This is a genomic window from Azospirillum thiophilum, assembly GCF_001305595.1.
GTDB classification, from domain to species: Bacteria; Pseudomonadota; Alphaproteobacteria; order Azospirillales; family Azospirillaceae; genus Azospirillum; species Azospirillum thiophilum.
The window spans coordinates 793,190-809,715 of the sequence record NZ_CP012401.1 but is presented as its reverse complement, the minus strand read 5'-3'; the positions used below and the strand labels follow the sequence as shown (position 1 = coordinate 809,715).

15 protein-coding genes and 1 tRNA gene are annotated in these 16,526 nt (G+C 68.4%); 5 read left to right on the top strand and 11 right to left on the bottom strand.

Going from position 1 to position 16,526, the window contains the following annotated elements; all coding sequences use genetic code 11:
• Positions 1-47: 47 nt before the first annotated feature.
• Both ubiG and AL072_RS03655 read left to right on the top strand, forming a co-directional pair.
• A complete protein-coding gene (gene ubiG / locus AL072_RS03660; RefSeq protein WP_045581469.1) occupies positions 48-827 on the top strand; it encodes a bifunctional 2-polyprenyl-6-hydroxyphenol methylase/3-demethylubiquinol 3-O-methyltransferase UbiG in 780 nt (259 codons plus the stop codon).
• 357 nt (positions 828-1,184) lie between these two features.
• Complete coding sequence (locus tag AL072_RS03655; RefSeq protein WP_144428143.1) at positions 1,185-2,960, top strand: hypothetical protein; 1,776 nt, start codon at positions 1,185-1,187, stop codon at positions 2,958-2,960.
• Here the strand turns inward: AL072_RS03655 and AL072_RS03650 are convergent.
• From AL072_RS03650 to AL072_RS03605, 10 genes are all read right to left on the bottom strand, one after another.
• On the bottom strand, positions 2,905-3,447 hold the full coding sequence (locus AL072_RS03650) for a Uma2 family endonuclease (RefSeq protein ID WP_045581471.1): 543 nt from the start codon (positions 3,445-3,447) through the stop codon (positions 2,905-2,907). The genes AL072_RS03655 and AL072_RS03650 overlap by 56 nt on opposite strands.
• Before the next feature lie 153 nt (positions 3,448-3,600).
• Positions 3,601-4,059 carry a PTS IIA-like nitrogen regulatory protein PtsN gene (ptsN, locus tag AL072_RS03645; RefSeq protein ID WP_045581472.1) on the bottom strand — a complete coding sequence of 153 codons (459 nt, stop codon included), beginning with the start codon at positions 4,057-4,059 and terminating at the stop codon, positions 3,601-3,603.
• A gap of 35 nt (positions 4,060-4,094) precedes the next feature.
• The gene (gene hpf, locus AL072_RS03640; protein ID WP_045581473.1) at positions 4,095-4,685 is read right to left on the bottom strand and encodes a ribosome hibernation-promoting factor, HPF/YfiA family; all 591 of its coding nucleotides are present in this window, start codon (positions 4,683-4,685) and stop codon (positions 4,095-4,097) included.
• Positions 4,686-4,823: 138 nt separating this feature from the next.
• Entirely contained in the window at positions 4,824-6,440 is a 1,617-nt protein-coding gene (gene rpoN, locus AL072_RS03635) for an RNA polymerase factor sigma-54 (RefSeq protein ID WP_045581474.1), read from the bottom strand.
• Between the two features lie 33 nt (positions 6,441-6,473).
• Entirely contained in the window at positions 6,474-7,289 is an 816-nt protein-coding gene (lptB, locus tag AL072_RS03630; protein WP_045581475.1) for an LPS export ABC transporter ATP-binding protein, read from the bottom strand.
• Positions 7,286-8,161, bottom strand: a complete 876-nt coding sequence (locus AL072_RS03625; RefSeq protein WP_045581476.1) for an LptA/OstA family protein — start codon at positions 8,159-8,161, stop codon at positions 7,286-7,288. Before AL072_RS03625 ends, lptB begins: the two co-directional genes overlap by 4 nt.
• Entirely contained in the window at positions 8,158-8,913 is a 756-nt protein-coding gene (lptC, locus tag AL072_RS03620; RefSeq protein ID WP_245636742.1) for an LPS export ABC transporter periplasmic protein LptC, read from the bottom strand. The genes AL072_RS03625 and lptC overlap by 4 nt, the downstream gene beginning before the upstream one ends.
• A gap of 81 nt (positions 8,914-8,994) precedes the next feature.
• Positions 8,995-10,026 carry a KpsF/GutQ family sugar-phosphate isomerase gene (locus tag AL072_RS03615; protein ID WP_144428226.1) on the bottom strand — a complete coding sequence of 344 codons (1,032 nt, stop codon included), beginning with the start codon at positions 10,024-10,026 and terminating at the stop codon, positions 8,995-8,997.
• A gap of 216 nt (positions 10,027-10,242) precedes the next feature.
• Positions 10,243-10,869: a ribonuclease D gene (locus AL072_RS03610; RefSeq protein WP_045581477.1), complete on the bottom strand. Its 627-nt coding sequence runs from the start codon at positions 10,867-10,869 to the stop codon at positions 10,243-10,245.
• A 121-nt stretch (positions 10,870-10,990) separates the two neighbouring features.
• Positions 10,991-11,077: transfer RNA gene (locus AL072_RS03605), tRNA-Leu, on the bottom strand.
• A 263-nt stretch (positions 11,078-11,340) separates the two neighbouring features.
• Between AL072_RS03605 and AL072_RS03600 the strand changes: the two genes are divergently transcribed.
• Both AL072_RS03600 and AL072_RS03595 read left to right on the top strand, forming a co-directional pair.
• Positions 11,341-12,312 carry a complex I NDUFA9 subunit family protein gene (locus tag AL072_RS03600; protein WP_045581478.1) on the top strand — a complete coding sequence of 324 codons (972 nt, stop codon included), beginning with the start codon at positions 11,341-11,343 and terminating at the stop codon, positions 12,310-12,312.
• Positions 12,313-12,498: 186 nt separating this feature from the next.
• Entirely contained in the window at positions 12,499-13,710 is a 1,212-nt protein-coding gene (locus tag AL072_RS03595; protein ID WP_045581479.1) for an MFS transporter, read from the top strand.
• Between the two features lie 11 nt (positions 13,711-13,721).
• Here AL072_RS03595 and AL072_RS03590 read toward each other — a convergent pair whose 3' ends face one another.
• A complete protein-coding gene (locus tag AL072_RS03590; protein ID WP_045581480.1) occupies positions 13,722-14,522 on the bottom strand; it encodes an undecaprenyl-diphosphate phosphatase in 801 nt (266 codons plus the stop codon).
• A 377-nt stretch (positions 14,523-14,899) separates the two neighbouring features.
• Here AL072_RS03590 and AL072_RS03585 point away from each other — a divergent pair, with 377 nt between their 5' ends.
• Entirely contained in the window at positions 14,900-16,348 is a 1,449-nt protein-coding gene (locus tag AL072_RS03585) for an NAD(P)-dependent oxidoreductase (protein WP_045581481.1), read from the top strand.
• Positions 16,349-16,526 lie beyond the last annotated feature (178 nt).

Genomic DNA, 16,526 nt, shown 5'->3' with positions numbered 1-16,526 from the left:
CAAGTTGCCCGCACCCGTCCCACCACCCCGTTTATGGATTTTCAGCCATGCCCGCCTCGTCCTCCGCCTTCCCGCACGCGTCCGCAACCGCTTCAGGCGGGACGGTGGATCCGGAGGATGTCGCCCGCTTCTCCGCCATCGCCGCCGAATGGTGGGATCCGGCCGGCAAGTTCAAGCCGCTGCACCGGCTGAATCCGCTGCGCCTGGCCTATATCCGCGACGCCGTGTGCAAGCGGCTGGGCCGCGATCCGCTGGCGCCGAACCCGCTGGCCGGCTTGCGGGTGGTCGACATCGGCTGCGGCGGTGGCCTGCTGGCCGAACCGATGGCGCGGATGGGGGCGAGCGTGGTCGGCGTCGATGCGTCGGAGAGGAACGTACACACCGCAGCCGCCCACGCCGTCGAGACCGGCACCGTCGTCGACTACCGCGCCACCACCGCCGAGGCTCTGGCGGCCAGCGGCGAAAAATTCGACGTGGTGCTGGCGATGGAGGTGATCGAGCATGTCGCCGACGTGACCCTGTTCGTGAAGTCGCTGTCCGCGCTGCTGGCGCCGGGCGGCGTGCTGTTCCTGGCGACGCTGAACCGCACGCCGAAATCCTTCGCGCTCGCCATCGTCGGGGCGGAATACATCCTGCGCTGGCTGCCGCGCGGCACCCACAACTGGCGCCAGTTCCTGCGTCCGTCCGAACTGAACGCCGCCGTACGCGCGTACGGGCTGGGCGTACGCGACCTGACCGGCATCACGTACAACCCGCTGACCGCCGAGTTCCGGCTTAACGCGCGCGACCTGGACGTCAATTACATGGGGTGGGCCGAGCGGGTGTGAGGGGATCGCTCCGGGGAGCGAACCGATGCCCTGCGTCCGATGACTAAGCCCTCTCCCCCCTGGGGAGAGGGTTGGGTGAGGGGGCAGCGGCGACCGCAGGTCGTCGCCAGGGGATTGCCAAGGGGCAGTATGCCCCTTGGCGGCGCGCGATCCGCGCGCCGGCCCCCTCACCCTCCCCACGCCTGCGGCGCGGGTCCCCTCCCTCTCCCCAGGGGAGAGAGGGCCATCCCCGGTGCCGAACCTTGACCGCTGCCACCCGCTGGGGTCATATTTTCCTTCAAAATTTACTCTTATCTGAGCATTTTGGTTCGGAAGACGCTCGCCTCTGGCAATTTTGCGGGCACTGAAGGATTTCCGATGACTGCCACAGTGCGCGTCACCTCTGAGGATGAGCTACACGATTGGTTAAGCGACAAACCCGAATCGTGGGCGCAGGTAATCGCCAGCCGCGTAGCACTGCGTGTACTGCCGCTCATCGGATCAGTCACTGAGGCAAAATTAAGCGGAAAAATGGCTCCAGAACGCCGTGTGATTTCAGTTGCACGCGCGAACTTTATGTCTACCATAGCATGTGCTCAGCGAACCCATAAATCAATTAACGCTGCCACTAGCTTCATCGATAGCGCTGATGCAAGCGACGCATACGCTGCCTTCATCGCCGCTTACACTGCCTACGCTGCCTACGCTGCCTACGCTTCCGGCGACTTCGCCGCCGCCGACCTCGCCGCCAATACCGGTGCCGTCGCCGCCAGGATCAATCCAGACGTTATTTGGCGTTCCGTATCCGATGATGCGACTTGGCTGAAAACGACCGATGAGGCTCCTCCTCCGGAGCGTGGCGCTCTGTTGCTCCGGCAACCGCTTTGGCAGGACAGCGCCCCGGATTGGCTTCGCGCCGTCTGGAGCCAATTCGCCAACAGTTCCTTGGCCATCGAGCATGGATTCCAACCCTGGATCCAGTGGTATGAGGCACTGGCCTCGCTGGATGAGGGCAAGCCGCCACGGTGGGTGTTCAGCGACGCCTTGGCCCTACGCATCGCCACCCGACCCGACGAATGGTGGAATCGCCCGGCGAAAGAGGTCAACGCCGACATCGCCGACTGGCTGCGCGAGGAAACCGCGTCCGGTGATCGCCCCAACCCACAGGAAGAACTGAGCCAGGCGCTGGACGCCCTCCCCGCCCAGCAACCAGCACCCTATCTGTTCGACTGGCGCAACGGGCGCATGGAGGTTCTTCCACCCGACGCCCTGCCCGAGGATGGCGGGATCGCCCAGGATTACCTCGACGAGACGCGCGAGAAGGCCGACGACCTGCTCGAAGCCCTGGCCCGCAGCAACACCGATCCCACCATTGCCCGCAAGGTCGGCCGACTGCGGGAGGTTCTGACCGAACGCGCCGCTGATCTGCGCCCGGCACTGGTGGACTCACGCAGCATTTCGGTCGAACGCCTTGCCAAGGCACTCGACAACCCGCAGGACGCGGCAGAAATGCCGTCCCGCATTCTGGCCGATTTGGGCGACCTTGCCGACACCGCGCGCCGCCTGTGCAACTGCCTGCCCGCCCTGTGGCAGCGGGAAGCAGAGCGGTTGGCGAACGGCCTGACGCCGGACAGCGCATCCGACCTGCTCCATCACCTCGACGCGCTGCGCGACGGGATCAAGGACGCGGATATCATCGGGCCGGACGTGCAAGCGGCCTTCGACACCCTCTCCGAGGACAGCGCCGAACCGGATGCCGAGGATCTGCGGCGGCGGCGCATCGCGATGTTCGGCCTTACAGCCCGCAACCTGCTGACCACGCTGCTTCACGCCACCAAAGGATCCGCAACGGAGCTGGTGCGCTTTGCCAAGGATGTCCGCAAGGAACTCCGCCCTGAAATGGTCAAGGGAACGGCAAAGCTCATGATCGGTACAGGTGTCAGCATTACAGCCGCATACCTGTTCGTTACACTTCTTGCACCGACTACCGGCATCGCCAAATATTTCCCGGACATCGATAGAATCGTCCGAATCCTCGAAGCCATGAAAGCCGGCGAAGGCAAGCCCCCCACGCCGCCGCCGGGTGGCGAACCGCCCCTCAGTCCTCGTACACCGCCTCCAGCGGGACGGTCAGGTCCAACGCGGCCAGCATGACCGGCCCCTCGCGCACCATGTCGACGGTCCAGCCGGCACTGTCGCGGCGGTAGACCTCGACCAGACGCTCGCTCTGGGAGACCAGGACGATCTCGCGCAGGGACGGGATCTTCTGGTAGTTGGTCCGCTTCTCGCGGCGGTCGATGGCCTCGGTGCTGTCGAACAGCACCTCCACCACCAGCACCGGATCCTTGACCACATAGGGGTCGTCGTCGGCCGCGCAGGTCGCCACAATGTCGGGATAGTAGAAGGCATTCGCCGCCTCCACCCGGACCTTCACATCGTTGGTGAATGCGTCGCATCCACGGCGTAGCGCCGCCTGCCGGATCGCATACCCGAGACGCGCCACGATCCGTGCATGGTTCAGGCTCGCCCCGACCATGGCGAAGATCTCGCCGTCGACATACTCGTGACGCACCTCGGCGCTCCGTTCGGCGGCGAGATAATCCTGCGGCGAAATCCAGGGCTTGCGCTGCGCGTTTCCCATGGCCTTGGCCCCCGTTGATCTGGTCGGCGTGGCGCAAGTGTAGCAGCCGAGCCGGCCTCACACCAACTGGGGCGCCCGCCGGCAAAGAAAAAGGGCCGCGCACGTCCCCGTGCGGCGGCCCCTTCGGCATGCTGTCCCCGAACCGGCGGCCCGTCAGTTGGACGGGGTCGGCTCGTGCTGGGTCAGAAGCGCGTACATCGCGTCGCCGGATTCGGCTCCGCGCAATTTCTCGCACATGGACTGGTCGCGCAGCAGGCGCGACACCCGGGCGAGCGCCTTCAGATGGTCGGCTCCCGCCTGTTCCGGGGCGAGGAGGAGGAAGATCAGGTCGACCGGCTGCTCATCGATCGCGTCGAAATCGATGGGCCGCTCCAGGCGGGCGAAGACGCCGTGGACGCGGGTCAGGCTGGACAGCTTGCCGTGCGGGATGGCGATGCCATGGCCCACGCCGGTCGTGCCCAGCCGTTCCCGCTCCAGCAGGACGTCGAAGATCGCCCGCTCGTGCTGACCGGTCAGCTCGGACGCTTTGCGCGCCATCTCCTGCAGGGCCTGCTTCTTGTTGCCGGCCTTCAGGTTCGGGAGGATGGCGTGCGGGGAGATGAGGTCGAGCATGACGCTTCTTGACCGGGGGGAGGGGGTCGGCGCCGTCAGGCGCCGGCCTTCTCCGCCGGATCGACCCAGCCGATGTTCCCGTCGGCGCGGCGGTAGACCATGTTCAGCCGTCCATGCGCACCGTTGTGGAACATCAGGGCGGGAGCCTGCGCCAGCTCCAGCCGCATCACCGCTTCGCTGACCGACAGGGTGGCGATGCTGGTCTCCATCTCGGCCACGACCATCGGCTGGTGGGCACCGTCGACCGGGGCCTCCACCTCGTCGTGATGATCCTCGGCCTCGGCCTCCAGGATCTGGTAGCGGGCCGGGATGGCGGCGCCGTTCTCGATCGCGTGGTGATCGCGCAGACGGCGCTTGTAGCGGCGCAGGCGCTTGGCCAGCTTGTCGCAGGCGATGTCGAAGGCGGGGTAGGGTTCGGTGGCCTCGCCGGCGCTCTGCAGGACGATTCCCCGGCTCACATGAACCTGGATGTCGGCCTTGTAGAGATGCGCGTCCTTGGTCAGGACGACGTTCGCTTCGATCGGCTTGTCGAAGTACTTGCCGACCACGGCGGTCAGGCTGTCGGCCACATGGGTGCGCAGAGCGTCACCCACGTCGAGCTGCTTGCCTTTGACGGAGAGTTGCATGGTGGAACGTTTCCAAAAATTGGTCCGCTGGGGACGGTGTAGAGACGGCGTGTGTGGATGCTGGTCCGCCGCTTGCGGCCCGGGACGATAGGCAAGGGTAGACAGGCTGTCAATCGAGCCCACCTTTGCCCGGCCCGGCTACATGCGTGACATCTTGGCACGTCGTCGCTGCACCGATGACGGTATTTTCATCGCTTCACGATACTTCGCGACCGTCCTTCGTGCAATGTCGATCCCCTCCGCCCGGAGGATCTCCACCAGTTTATCGTCGGACAGCACATCCTCGGGCTTTTCGGCGTCGATCATCGTCTTGATCCGGTGCCGGACCGCCTCGGCGGAATGGGACGCCTGGCCGTCCGCCCCCTGGATGGCGGAGGTGAAGAAGTATTTCAGTTCGAAGACGCCGCGCTGGGTCGCCATGAACTTGTTGGTGGTGACGCGGCTGACCGTGCTCTCATGCATGCCGATGGCCTCGGCGATGTCGCGCAGGATCAGCGGCCGCAGATGCGAGACGCCATGGATGAAGAAGGCGTCCTGCTGGCGGATGATCTCGCTCGCCACCTTCAGGATGGTGGTGGCGCGCTGGTGCAGCGACTTGACCAGCCAGTTCGCCGACTGGAACCGCTCGGAGATGTATTCCTTGTCGGCCTTGTTCCTGGCCCCGTCGGAGATGCGGGCGAAATAGCGGTGGTTGACCAGCACCCGCGGCAGGGTGTCGGGGTTGAGGTCGATCAGCCAGCCGCCGCCGGGGTTGGGGCGCATCAGGATGTCGGGGGTGACCAGCTGGGCCGGGGTGTGGTCGAAGGCCAGCGCCGGCTTCGGGTTCAGCTTGCGGATGTCGACGACCATGTCGGCGACGTCCTCGGCATCGACGCCGCAGACCTTCATGATGGCCGGCAGGTTGCGGGCGGCCAGAAGCTCCAGATTGTCGAGCAGCGCCGCCATCGCCGGGTCGAGCCGGTTCTTCTCGCGCAGCTGGATGGCCAGGCATTCCTTCAGCGAGCGGGCGAAGATGCCGGGCGGGTCGAAGCGCTGGCAAACGGCCAGCACCCGTTCCACCCGGTCGGCACCGCAGCCGAGCTGCTCGGCCAGCGCCTGCGCGTCGAAGCCGACCAGCCAGCCGGCCTCGTCCAGCATGTCGATCAGGGCCAGCCCGATCAGCTGGTCGCCCAGGTCGGTCACGTCGATCTTCAGCTGTTCGGTCAGATGGTCGCGGAGGTTCTTCTCGCTGGTCAGGGTCGCTTCGAGGTTGCTGTCGTCGTCCTCGAAGCCGCTGCGGCCGCCGCGCTCGCCGTAGGAGCCGTAGACCTCGCTGCCGCCGTCCGACCCGTCGGAGAAGCGGTCGTCGCCGTAGACATTCTCGAAATCGGTGTCGAGCGGCGATTCCGACGAGGAGACCATGGTGTCCGACGAGGTCATCTCCACGGTGTCGCGGGTGCGCCCGTCGGACGGCGGCAGCGCCGGCCCGTCGTCGCGGCCGTTCAGCCCGTCGATGCTGAGGCCGTTGGCCTCCATGCCGCCGGGGCCGTCCAGCCCGCCCGGCACATCGCCGCCGTCCGCCGGACCCGCCGGGTCGCTGCCGCCGTCGCCGGGGCCGCTGTCACGCTCCAGCAGCGGGTTCTGCTCGATCTCGCGGTCCACGAAGTCCGACAGCTCGATGTTCGACAGCTGCAGCAGCTTGATGGCCTGCTGCAGCTGCGGCGTCATCACCAGTGTCTGGGCCTGTCGGAGGTCGAGACGTTGAGCAAGCGCCATGGCTGTTGAACCGGGACCAGTGGGAACGGAGGGCTACAGACTGAACCGGTCGCCGAGATAGACCCGGCGCACGCCCTCGTGCGCCACGATCTCGTCCGGCCGTCCCTCCATTAGTACCACACCATCGTGCAAAATGTATGCCCGATCGACGAGGTCGAGCGTTTCCCGCACATTGTGGTCGGTGATCAGCACGCCGATGCCGCGGTCGCGCAGGTGCCCGACCAGCTCGCGGATGTCGTTCACCGCGATCGGGTCGATGCCGGCCAGCGGCTCGTCGAGCAGGATGAAGTGGGGCTGGCCGGCCAGCGCGCGGGCGATCTCCACGCGGCGCCGCTCGCCGCCCGACAGGGCCAGGGCGGGAGCGCGGCGCAGGTGGGTGACCGAGAATTCGGCCAGCAGCTCGTCCAGCATCGCCTCGCGCGCGTCGCGGTCGCTCTCCACCACCTCCAGCACCGAGCGGATGTTGTTCTCCACCGTCATGCCGCGGAAGATCGAGGCCTCCTGCGGCAGATAGCCGATGCCGAGCCGGGCGCGGCGGTACATCGGCAGCGCGGTGATGTCCTGCCCGTCCAGCGTGATCGTGCCGGCATCGGCGGCGATCAGCCCGGTGATCATGTAGAAGCAGGTGGTCTTGCCGGCGCCGTTGGGGCCGAGCAGCCCGACCGCCTCGCCGCGCTGGACGCTGAGCGAGACGTCGCGCACCACCGGCCGTTTCTTGAAGGATTTGCCGAGATGCTGTGCCACCAGCCCCTCGGTCGGCGTGGCAGCCGGCGGGTTGGCCGGGGAGGGGCCGGATGCGGGGGTTCCGGCGGGAGCGGCGCCGGGTCCGTTGGCGGTCAGCACGCTCACGGCTTCTTGCCTGCCGCTGCACCCGGCTGGTCGCCGGGGATCAGCAGGCCGCTGACCCGGCCGCCGGCATCGCGGCCGGCGATGACGCGGTTGATCTTGGTCGTCATGTTCATCTCGGCGGCTTCGCCGTTCAGCTGGTTGTCGCCGCGGGTGATCTTCACGTTGCCGATCAGCACCGCGACGTTGTCGGCCACCGAATAGACCAGCTTGTCGGACAGCGCCACGTCGGTCGGGGTGGTCACCACCACGTTGCCGGCGCCGTCGATCCGCTCCATCTGGGTGGTGCCGTCGGGCGATTTCTTCAGCCGGCCGATCAGCACGTCGGCGCGCAGCCGGTCGGTGCCGCGCACCGCCACCGCGTCGCCGCGGGCCACCGTCAGCTCGCGCGCCTCGTAATATTCCAGGCTGTCGCGGGCGGTGACCACGTCCTTGGTGGTGACCAGCTTCAGATCCTTGCCGGTGACCACCGCCACCTGCTTGTCGACGTCGTAGACGCCATGGTCGCCGAACACCTGCTGGGTCGGGCTGACGACGCGGACATTGCCGTCGGCGACCAGCTGGAACACCTCGTTCCCCTTGCCGGGCACCTCGCGGTAATAGGCGGTCAGCACGTCGGCGAAGACGGTCGAGTCGTTGCGCTTGGCCGAGGCGTTGCCGCGCGCCACATAGGCGCGCACGTCCTGGTGCCATTCGATCGCCTGGTCGGCGTTGATCTCCACCGGCTGCTTGCCGCCCATGCCGGGCAGTCCCTGGGCGAAGGCCGGGGAGACGGCGGAGGAGAGGAGGGTGGGAACCGCCAGGGCCAGACCGGCGGCCAGCGCCGCGGCCGGCAGACGGGGGACGGTGCGGAATGGCGACCGTTGGGACGTCACGGCTTCTTGCTCCCGGGGCGTTCGGCGGCCTGGACTGCGGCCTTCGACTGGTTGAGGAAGACGACGCTCTTGCCGCGGTCCGTCATGCGGAAACCGATGGCGTTGATCTCGCCCTGCGGCCCCTGGCCGGCCACCGCCTGGTCGCCCCAGGCGTTGCCCTTGCGGATGTCGGCCTCGGCCTCGCTGGTGGTGAACTCGTTGCCGTCGTCGCGCAGGACATGGACGTTGCCGCGCATCAGCAGAATGCCGGTGACCTGGTTGTACCAACCCTTGTCGGACCGCATGGTCACCCAGGTGCCGGCGGTCTCGGTCATCTCCGCCTGCGGATCGTCGAGCAGGACGATGTCCGGCTGGTCGGTCGACTTGTCGGCCTTGGCCGCCACCAGGGAGAAGGGCTGGTTGTGTTCGTCCAGGCTGAAATAGCGCGGCTTCAGCATCTCGCTCTGTCCGGCGTCGGCGGCGATGCGCGGCGCCTGCGGGCTGTTCAGCGACGGCCAGGCGGCGAGCAGCGCCATCATCGCCAGCGCCGCTGCCGGCAGGACGAACTTCATGGCCGAGACGAAGCGGCTGTAGACGCGGCTGACCGGCCGGGTGTCGCGTCGCCGGTGGGCGCGCAGCACGGCTGCCGGCTCCGCCGCGGCGGTCCGGTCGCGTCCGGCGCGATCCGCGGCCTTGTGGTCGGCCGCCTTCTGGTTGGCTGGCGCGCGCTCGGCTGCGGTGCGGTCGGGGATGCGCAGGTCGTCCAGGCTCAAATCTCGGTCCCTCCGGCTCGGCGCGTGGCTACCATCATGGACGTTTCCATCATGGACATGTCCATCATGGACGGGGCGGCGTCAGGCGGCCCCTGCCCGCAGGCAATCGTGGATGTGCACGATGCCCAGCGGCCGGTCTGCCTCGATCACGAACAAGGTGGTGATCTTCTTCTCGTTCATCTCGCGCAGCGCCTCGACGATCAGCGCCTTGGGGCGGATGGTCTTGGGCCGCGGCGACATGATGCTGTCGGCGCGCTCCGCCAGAAGCTCCGGCGTCAGATGACGGCGCACGTCGCCGTCGGTGATGATCCCGACCAGCGCCCCCGCCTCGTCGGTCACCCCGACGCAGCCGAGCCGCTTGGCCGTCATCTCGAAGATGACGTCGGACAGCGGCGAGTCAAGACGGCACAGGGGCAAATCGGCGCCCGCATGCATGATGTCCGTCACCTTCAGCAGGGCGCGGCCGAGCTGGCCGCCGGGGTGGAACTCGCGGAAATCGGCGGCGGAGAAGCCGCGCCGTTCCAGGAGCGCCACCGCCAGGGCGTCGCCCAGCGCCAGCATCATGGTGGTGGAGGTGGTCGGCGCCAGCCCCAGCGGGCAGGCCTCCGGCACCGGCGGCAGGATCAGCGCCACGTCCGACTGCTCGGCCAGCGACGACGCCGCCTTGCGCGTCATGCCGATCAGCGGGATGCCGAAGCGGCGGGTGTAGGCGATGATGTCGGCCAGCTCGTGCGTCTCGCCGGAGTTGGACAGGGCGATCACCGCGTCGATCCTGGCGATCATGCCGAGGTCGCCGTGGCTCGCCTCGCCCGGATGGACGAAGAAGGCCGGCGTTCCGGTCGACGCCATGGTCGCGGCGATCTTGCGGGCGACATGGCCGGACTTGCCCATGCCGCTGACGACCACCCGGCCCTCGATGCCGTGCAGCAGGTCGAGCGCCCGGATGAAGGCGCCGTCGAGGCTGTCGGCCAGCGTCACCAGCGCCTCCGCCTCGGTCCGCAGGACGCGGACGGCGCAGGCGATGTCGCGGTTCTCCGCGGTGCTCGATTCATCTGGAGCGGCGGAGCCGCTGTCGAGCGAGCCGGCGGAGCCGCCGGTCGGGCTGGACGTCATCACACTGGTCAAGGCGGTCGATGCCTTCCGTTCAAAGGCCCGCGAAGGAGCCGTTCACACCGCACCGGCCGCACCGCCGGCACGCCAAAGACGGCGGCCGCCACACCCCTTCGGGCGGGCGGCAGCCGCGGCCAGTATGCCCACCGGCGGGCGCGGGGTCAAATCCACGGCCCCGCCGCGGAGGCGTTACCGGGGCCGCCCCCGATGCGCCGGGGGTCAGTGCGCCAATATGTCCGGGGTTTCCCAGCCGCCGAGGTCCAGCTCGCCGCGGGCCGGCAGGAAGTCGAAGCAGGCCCGGGCCAGATGGGTGCGGCCCTCGCGCGCCAGCATGACGTCCAGCTTCGCCTTCAGGTCGTGCAGGTGGAGCACGTCGGAGGCGGCGTACTTCATCTGGTCGGTGGTGAGGTCGGCGGCGCCCCAGTCGGAGGATTGCTGCTGCTTGGACAGCTCCACCCCCAGCAGATCCTTGCACAGATCCTTCAGCCCGTGGCGGTCGGTGAAGGTGCGGACCAGCTTGGAGGCGACCTTGGTGCAATAGACCGGCTGGCAGCCGACGCCGAGATAGGCCTTCATCACCGCCACGTCGAAGCGGGCGAAATGGAACAGCTTGGTGACGTCTGGGCTGGCCAGCAGGCGCTTCAGGTTCGGCGCCTCGTAGCGGCCGGGGCGGAACTGGACCAGATGGACGGCGCCGTCGCCGGCCGACAGCTGCACGAGGCACAGACGGTCGCGGTGGGGATTGAGCCCCATCGTCTCGGTGTCGATGGCGACGCAGTTGTCGCGGGCGCCGGCGGCGAGGTCGAGGCCGTCGGGGAGGTCGCCGTCATGAAGGTCGATGGGCATGGTGGAATCCCGGGTGGGTAAGGCCCCCGGCCACGGACCCTAGAAACGACGAACGCCGCTCTGCACGGCCTCCCTCTTGATCGAAGGAGCTGTGCATGCGGCGCAGCCGGGTAGAAAGAAATGGTGCCCAGGAGAAGACTCGAACTTCCACGACATTTCTGCCACAGGTACCTGAAACCTGCGCGTCTACCAATTCCGCCACCTGGGCTCGGTGCTCGGTGTGTGGGCGGTTGTTTAATGATCCGGCCGGGGAGCGTCAACAGCTTTTTTCCGGCCCCTTCATTTTTTTGCCGCATCGCGGGTTTCCGTCCCGATTGCCCCGCCCGCGGCGATGCAGTCCCTAGCCTGCCGCCGGGGCTTTGGTTATAAGCATCCCCTCAGTTTCATGGTGACACACAGTCGGACGACGCGCGGGGGCGCGCGGCAGCGCGAAAGCCCCCTTCCGGCGCGCAACGGCACGGGAGACGGTCGATGTCCTATCGCACTCAGGTAATCACGGTGTTCGGCGGTTCGGGCTTCATCGGCCGCCACCTGATCCGGCGCCTCGCCAAGTCGGGCGCGGTCGTCCGCATCGCCACCCGCAACCCGGGCAAGGCGGCCTTCCTGAAGACGGCCGGCGCCGTCGGCCAGATCGTGCCCTTCGCAACCGATTGCGCCAAGGACGAGTCGGTCGCCCGCGCGCTGCAGGGGGCGGACGTCGCCATCAACCTGCTGGGCGTGCTGTACGAGCGGGGAAGCCAGAGCTTCCAGGCCGTGCATGTCGACGCGGCCGCCCGCATCGCCCGGCTGGCCAAGGCCGCCGGCGTCGGCCGGCTGGTCCATCTCTCCGCCATCGGCGCCGACGCCGCCTCGCCCGCGGCCTATGCCCGGTCCAAGGCGGCCGGCGAGCAGGCGGTGCTGGCCGCCTTCCCGACGGCGACGATCCTGCGCCCGAGCATCGTCTTCGGACCGGAGGACAATTTCTTCAACAAGTTCGCGGCGATGGCGCAGAAGGCCCCGGTCCTGCCGCTGATCGGCGGCGGCAAGACCCGCTTCCAGCCGGTCTATGTCGGCGACCTCGCCGATGCGGTCGTCGCCGCGCTGGATCTCGACGGCGCCAGGGGCAAGACCTACGAGCTGGGCGGCCCGCGGGTCTACAGCTTCAAGGAGCTGCTGGAGCTGATGCAGAAGGACATCCAGCGTCATCGCCCGCTGGTGACGCTGCCCTGGAACGTCGCCGAATCGCTGGCCGGCTTCCTGGAGAAGATCCCGGTGCTGGCCCCGGCGCTGACCCGCGACCAGGTGGCGATGCTGAAGCGCGACACCGTCGTCGCGCAAGGCGCCCTGGGTTTCAAGGATCTCGGCATCACCGAACTCGCCAGCTGCGAGGTGATCCTGCCGACCTACCTGTCGCGCTTCATCGTCGGCGGCAAATACAACGGCCAGACCGGCAACGCGCACTGAGCGCCGAAGCCCGCGACCGGACATCGAAACCGAAAGCCCCGGCCCGCGCGCCGGGGCTTTCGCATTTCCGGCGCATTTCCGGCACGGGGCGTGACGGCGCCGGGCATGGCACGCCCGATCCATCGGCGCTTGAATTCCCCGGCCGCCGCGGTCATCTGGGCGTTTCCACAGGCGATGGGATCGGGAATGACTGGCGCAGAGGAGATCCGGGATGCTGGGGGCCGGGATGCCGAGGGCCGGGTGGCGGAACAGGCCGCCGCCGCGCGCTGGGCGACCGTCACCGCCTTCTTCCTGAACGGCACCGTCTTCGGCGTCTGGGCGACCCAGATCCCGCTGCTGAAGAGCCGGCTCGACCTCAGCGCCGCGGTGCTGGGGGTGGCGCTGCTCTGCCTGGCGGCCGGCGCCCTGACGGCGATGATCGCCAGCGGGCCGCTGCTGGGACGGCTGGGCAGCGCGCCGGTGACGCGGGCGACGGCGCTGCTGTTCGCCGGGCTGCTGCCGCTGCCGGCTCTGGTGCCGGATGTGGTGACGCTGTGCATCGTGCTGGCGCTGTTCGGCGCGTCGGGCGGCACCATGGACGTCGCCATGAACGCGCAGGGCGCGCTGGTCGAGCGGCGGCTCGGCCGGCCCATCATGTCGTCGCTGCACGGGATGTGGAGCCTCGGCGGGCTGGCCGGGGCTGGGCTGGGCGGGCTGCTGCTGCCGCTGATGCCGGCGGCGGCCCAGGCCGGACTGGTGTCGGCCGGCCTGCTCGCCCTGTTCATGGCGGTGCAGGGGCGCTTCCTGCCCGACCGCAACGCCGCGGGCGGCGGGCTGGTGCTGCCCGACCGCAAGACCCTGCTGCTCGGGCTGCTGGCCGCCCTGTCCTTCATGAGCGAGGGCGCCATCCTCGACTGGAGCGCCATCCATCTGCGCGACGACCTGGGGGCGCCGGCCTCGCTGGCCGGCATGGGCTTCGGCGTGTTCTGCGCCGCCATGGCGGCCGGGCGCTTCAGCGGCGACCGGCTGCGCCATCGTTTCGGCGGCGACGCGCTGATGCGGGTCGGCGGGGTGCTGGCGGCGGCCGGGCTCGGGCTGGTGCTGGCGGCGGGGCTCTGGGCGGGCCTCCCGGACGATCTGGCGCCGCTGCTGGCGGTGGCCGGCTTCGGGTTGACCGGGATCGGCCTGTCGAACATCGTCCCGGTGCTGTTCAGCGCCGCCGGGGCGGTGGAGCGCGGGCGGGCCGACCATGCCGTCGCCGCGGTCTCCACCATGGGCTATACCGGGGTGCTGGTCGGGCCGCCGCTGGTCGGCTTCATCGCCGAGGGCACCAGCCTCGCCACCGCCTTCGGCCTGATCGCCGTCCTCGCCCTGTTCGTCGCCGCTGCCGCGGCGCGCGCGGTGCCGCGGCAGCCGTAGGCCGGACGGATCTAGAGATACAGGAACGCCAGCATGCCGGTGCCGATGGCGATGCGGTACCAGCCGAAGGGGGCGAAGCCGTAGCGGCCGACGAAATCGACCAGCGTCCTGACCACCAGTGCTGCGGCGATGAAGGCGGTGACGAAGCCGACCAGGATCAGCAGGCCGCTGTCCAGGCTCATCACCGACCAGTTCTTGTAGAGGTCGTAGGCGGTGGCGCCGGCCATCGTCGGCACCGCCAGGAAGAAGGAGAACTCCGCGGCGGCGCGGCGGTCGACCCCCATCAGCAGGGCACCCAGGATGCTGGCGCCCGAGCGCGACACCCCCGGCACCAGCGCCAGGCACTGGCAGAAGCCGATCTTGAGCGCCAGCGGGGCCGGGAAATTCTCGATCCGGTGATAGCGCGCGGTCGGGACCAGCCGTTCCACCACCAGGATGGCGACTCCGCCCAGGATCAGGGCGATGCTGACCACGGTGGGGTTGAACAGCAGCGTCTTGATGACGCCGTGCAGCCCGGCGCCCAGCACCATCGCCGGCAGGAAGGCGATCAGCACCGCCATCACGAAGCGCCGGGCGCCGGGATCGTCCTTCAGCCCCGTGGCGACATGCCACAGCCTCTGGAAATAGACGACGCAGATCGCCAGAATGGCGCCGAGCTGGATCACCACCTCGAACACCTTGCCGGGCGGGCCCTGGAATCCCAGCAGCTCGTCCAGCATGATGAGATGTCCGGTCGAGGAGACCGGCAGGAACTCGGTCAGTCCCTCGACCAGACCCATCAGGGTGGCGTCCAGATATTGATCGATCATCATCGCGGGCCCGCAGCCTTCGGCACAATTGATATGCGGGCGCTTATAGCAGGCCAGGGCCACGCTTGGCGACGGCGAGGGATCGGTACCCCTCTTTGCGCGATAGTCTCGTTTCGGAACTAATTTTCTATCTCACTTTTGTGTCGCACCATGACCATGCCTGTGCATTGCAGGTCTGCCGGAAAAAAGGTCAACAAACAGTACCTATCGGTTCTTTTGTGCTTTCGCAGGCGCGGTACATGCGTTATATGACGAGCGTCCGCCACTTCGCGGACATTCGGTTTCAACCCAGCCGGTCGGTGCAGGCCCCTGCCGCAGCCCCCGGTCAGGCGACGTCCCCGCGACAGCCCGCGGGGCGGCGAAGCGAAGGAGCAAAGGTCATGGCGAACCAGAAGATGTTGGGCTTCGTGCACACCGCGCAGAAGATGCCCGACAAGCGGTCCGCCGCCGACCGCCGCCAGGACTTCGCGGAGATCTATGCCCGCTTCAGCGACGAGCGCGCCAACGAGCAGGCCAACCGCTGCTCGCAGTGCGGCGTTCCCTTCTGCCAGGTGCATTGCCCGGTCTCCAACAACATCCCCGACTGGCTGAAGCTGACGGCGGAAGGCCGGCTGGAGGAGGCCTACGAGGTCTCCCAGGCCACCAACAACTTCCCGGAAATCTGCGGCCGCATCTGCCCGCAGGACCGGCTGTGCGAAGGCAATTGCGTCATCGAGCAGTCGACCCACGGCGCCGTCACCATCGGCTCGGTCGAGAAGTACATCAACGACACCGCCTGGGAGAACGGCTGGGTCAAGCCGCGCACCCCCGCCCGCGAACTCGGCCTCTCGGTCGGCGTGATCGGCGCCGGCCCGGGCGGGCTGGCCGCCGCGGAGGAACTGCGCGCCAAGGGCTACGAGGTCCATGTCTACGACCGCTACGACCGCATGGGCGGCCTGCTGGTCTACGGCATCCCCGGCTTCAAGCTGGAGAAGGACGTCGTCGCCCGCCGGGTCCAGCGGCTGGCCGATGCCGGCGTGATCTTCCACCCGAATTTCGAGGTCGGCCGCGACGCCACCCTGGCCGAGCTGCGCGAGCGCCATGTGACGGTCCTGATCGCCACCGGCGTCTACAAGGCCCGCGACATCGAGGCCCCCGGCGCGGGGCTGAGGAACATCGTGCCGGCGCTGGATTACCTCACCGCCTCCAACAAGGTCGGGCTGGGCGACTCGGTTCCGGCTTATGAGGACGGCTCGCTGAACGCCGCCGGCAAGAAGGTGGTGGTGCTGGGCGGCGGCGACACCGCGATGGACTGCGTGCGCACGGCGATCCGCCAGGGCGCCACCTCGGTCAAGTGCCTGTACCGCCGCGACCGCAAGAACATGCCGGGCTCGCAGCGCGAAGTGGCGCATGCCGAGGAGGAGGGCGTCGAGTTCGTCTGGCAGGCCGCGCCTGAGGCCTTCACCGGCAACGACGTCGTGACCGGCGTGCGCGCGGTCCGCATCCATCTGGGCGTCGCCGACGCCACCGGCCGCCAGACCCCGCAGGTGATCGAGGGCTCCGAATTCACCGAGCCGGCCGATCTGGTCATCAAGGCGCTGGGCTTCGAGCCGGAGGATCTGCCGGGCATGTTCGGCTCGCCGGACCTGACCGTCACCCGCTGGGGCACGCTGCTGGTCGACCACCGCACCAAGATGACCGGTCTGGACGGCGTGTTCGCCGCCGGCGACATCGTGCGCGGCGCCTCGCTGGTGGTGTGGGCCATCCGCGACGGCCGCGACGCCGCCGAGGCGATGCACGCCTACGCCCAGACCGTCGGCATGCCCAAGCTGGCGGTCGCGGCGGAGTAAGGCGCTCCCGTCGCAAGGCCGCCTGCCCCCTCCCCGACCCTCCCCCGCTTCGCGGGAGAGGGTGCCTTACGGGAAGGCGGCGGCAGTCCCCTCTCCCGCGATCGGACCGGCCTTTGGCCGGCCGAGGCGGGGGAGGGTTAGGGAGGGGGCAACAGTCTCCCACCCAAGTTCGCCATCA

Coding starts and splice junctions, on each gene's coding strand:
- rpoN (WP_045581474.1), bottom strand. CDS start 6,440: ATGGCGCTTGCTCAACGTCTCGACCTCCGACAGGCCCAGACACTGGTG.
- AL072_RS03600 (WP_045581478.1), top strand. CDS start 11,341: ATGTCCTATCGCACTCAGGTAATCACGGTGTTCGGCGGTTCGGGCTTC.
- ptsN (WP_045581472.1), bottom strand. CDS start 4,059: ATGCTCGACCTCATCTCCCCGCACGCCATCCTCCCGAACCTGAAGGCC.
- AL072_RS03610 (WP_045581477.1), bottom strand. CDS start 10,869: ATGCCCATCGACCTTCATGACGGCGACCTCCCCGACGGCCTCGACCTC.
- AL072_RS03595 (WP_045581479.1), top strand. CDS start 12,499: ATGACTGGCGCAGAGGAGATCCGGGATGCTGGGGGCCGGGATGCCGAG.
- AL072_RS03650 (WP_045581471.1), bottom strand. CDS start 3,447: ATGGGAAACGCGCAGCGCAAGCCCTGGATTTCGCCGCAGGATTATCTC.
- ubiG (WP_045581469.1), top strand. CDS start 48: ATGCCCGCCTCGTCCTCCGCCTTCCCGCACGCGTCCGCAACCGCTTCA.
- AL072_RS03615 (WP_144428226.1), bottom strand. CDS start 10,026: ATGACGTCCAGCCCGACCGGCGGCTCCGCCGGCTCGCTCGACAGCGGC.
- hpf (WP_045581473.1), bottom strand. CDS start 4,685: ATGCAACTCTCCGTCAAAGGCAAGCAGCTCGACGTGGGTGACGCTCTG.
- AL072_RS03590 (WP_045581480.1), bottom strand. CDS start 14,522: ATGATGATCGATCAATATCTGGACGCCACCCTGATGGGTCTGGTCGAG.
- AL072_RS03655 (WP_144428143.1), top strand. CDS start 1,185: ATGACTGCCACAGTGCGCGTCACCTCTGAGGATGAGCTACACGATTGG.
- AL072_RS03585 (WP_045581481.1), top strand. CDS start 14,900: ATGGCGAACCAGAAGATGTTGGGCTTCGTGCACACCGCGCAGAAGATG.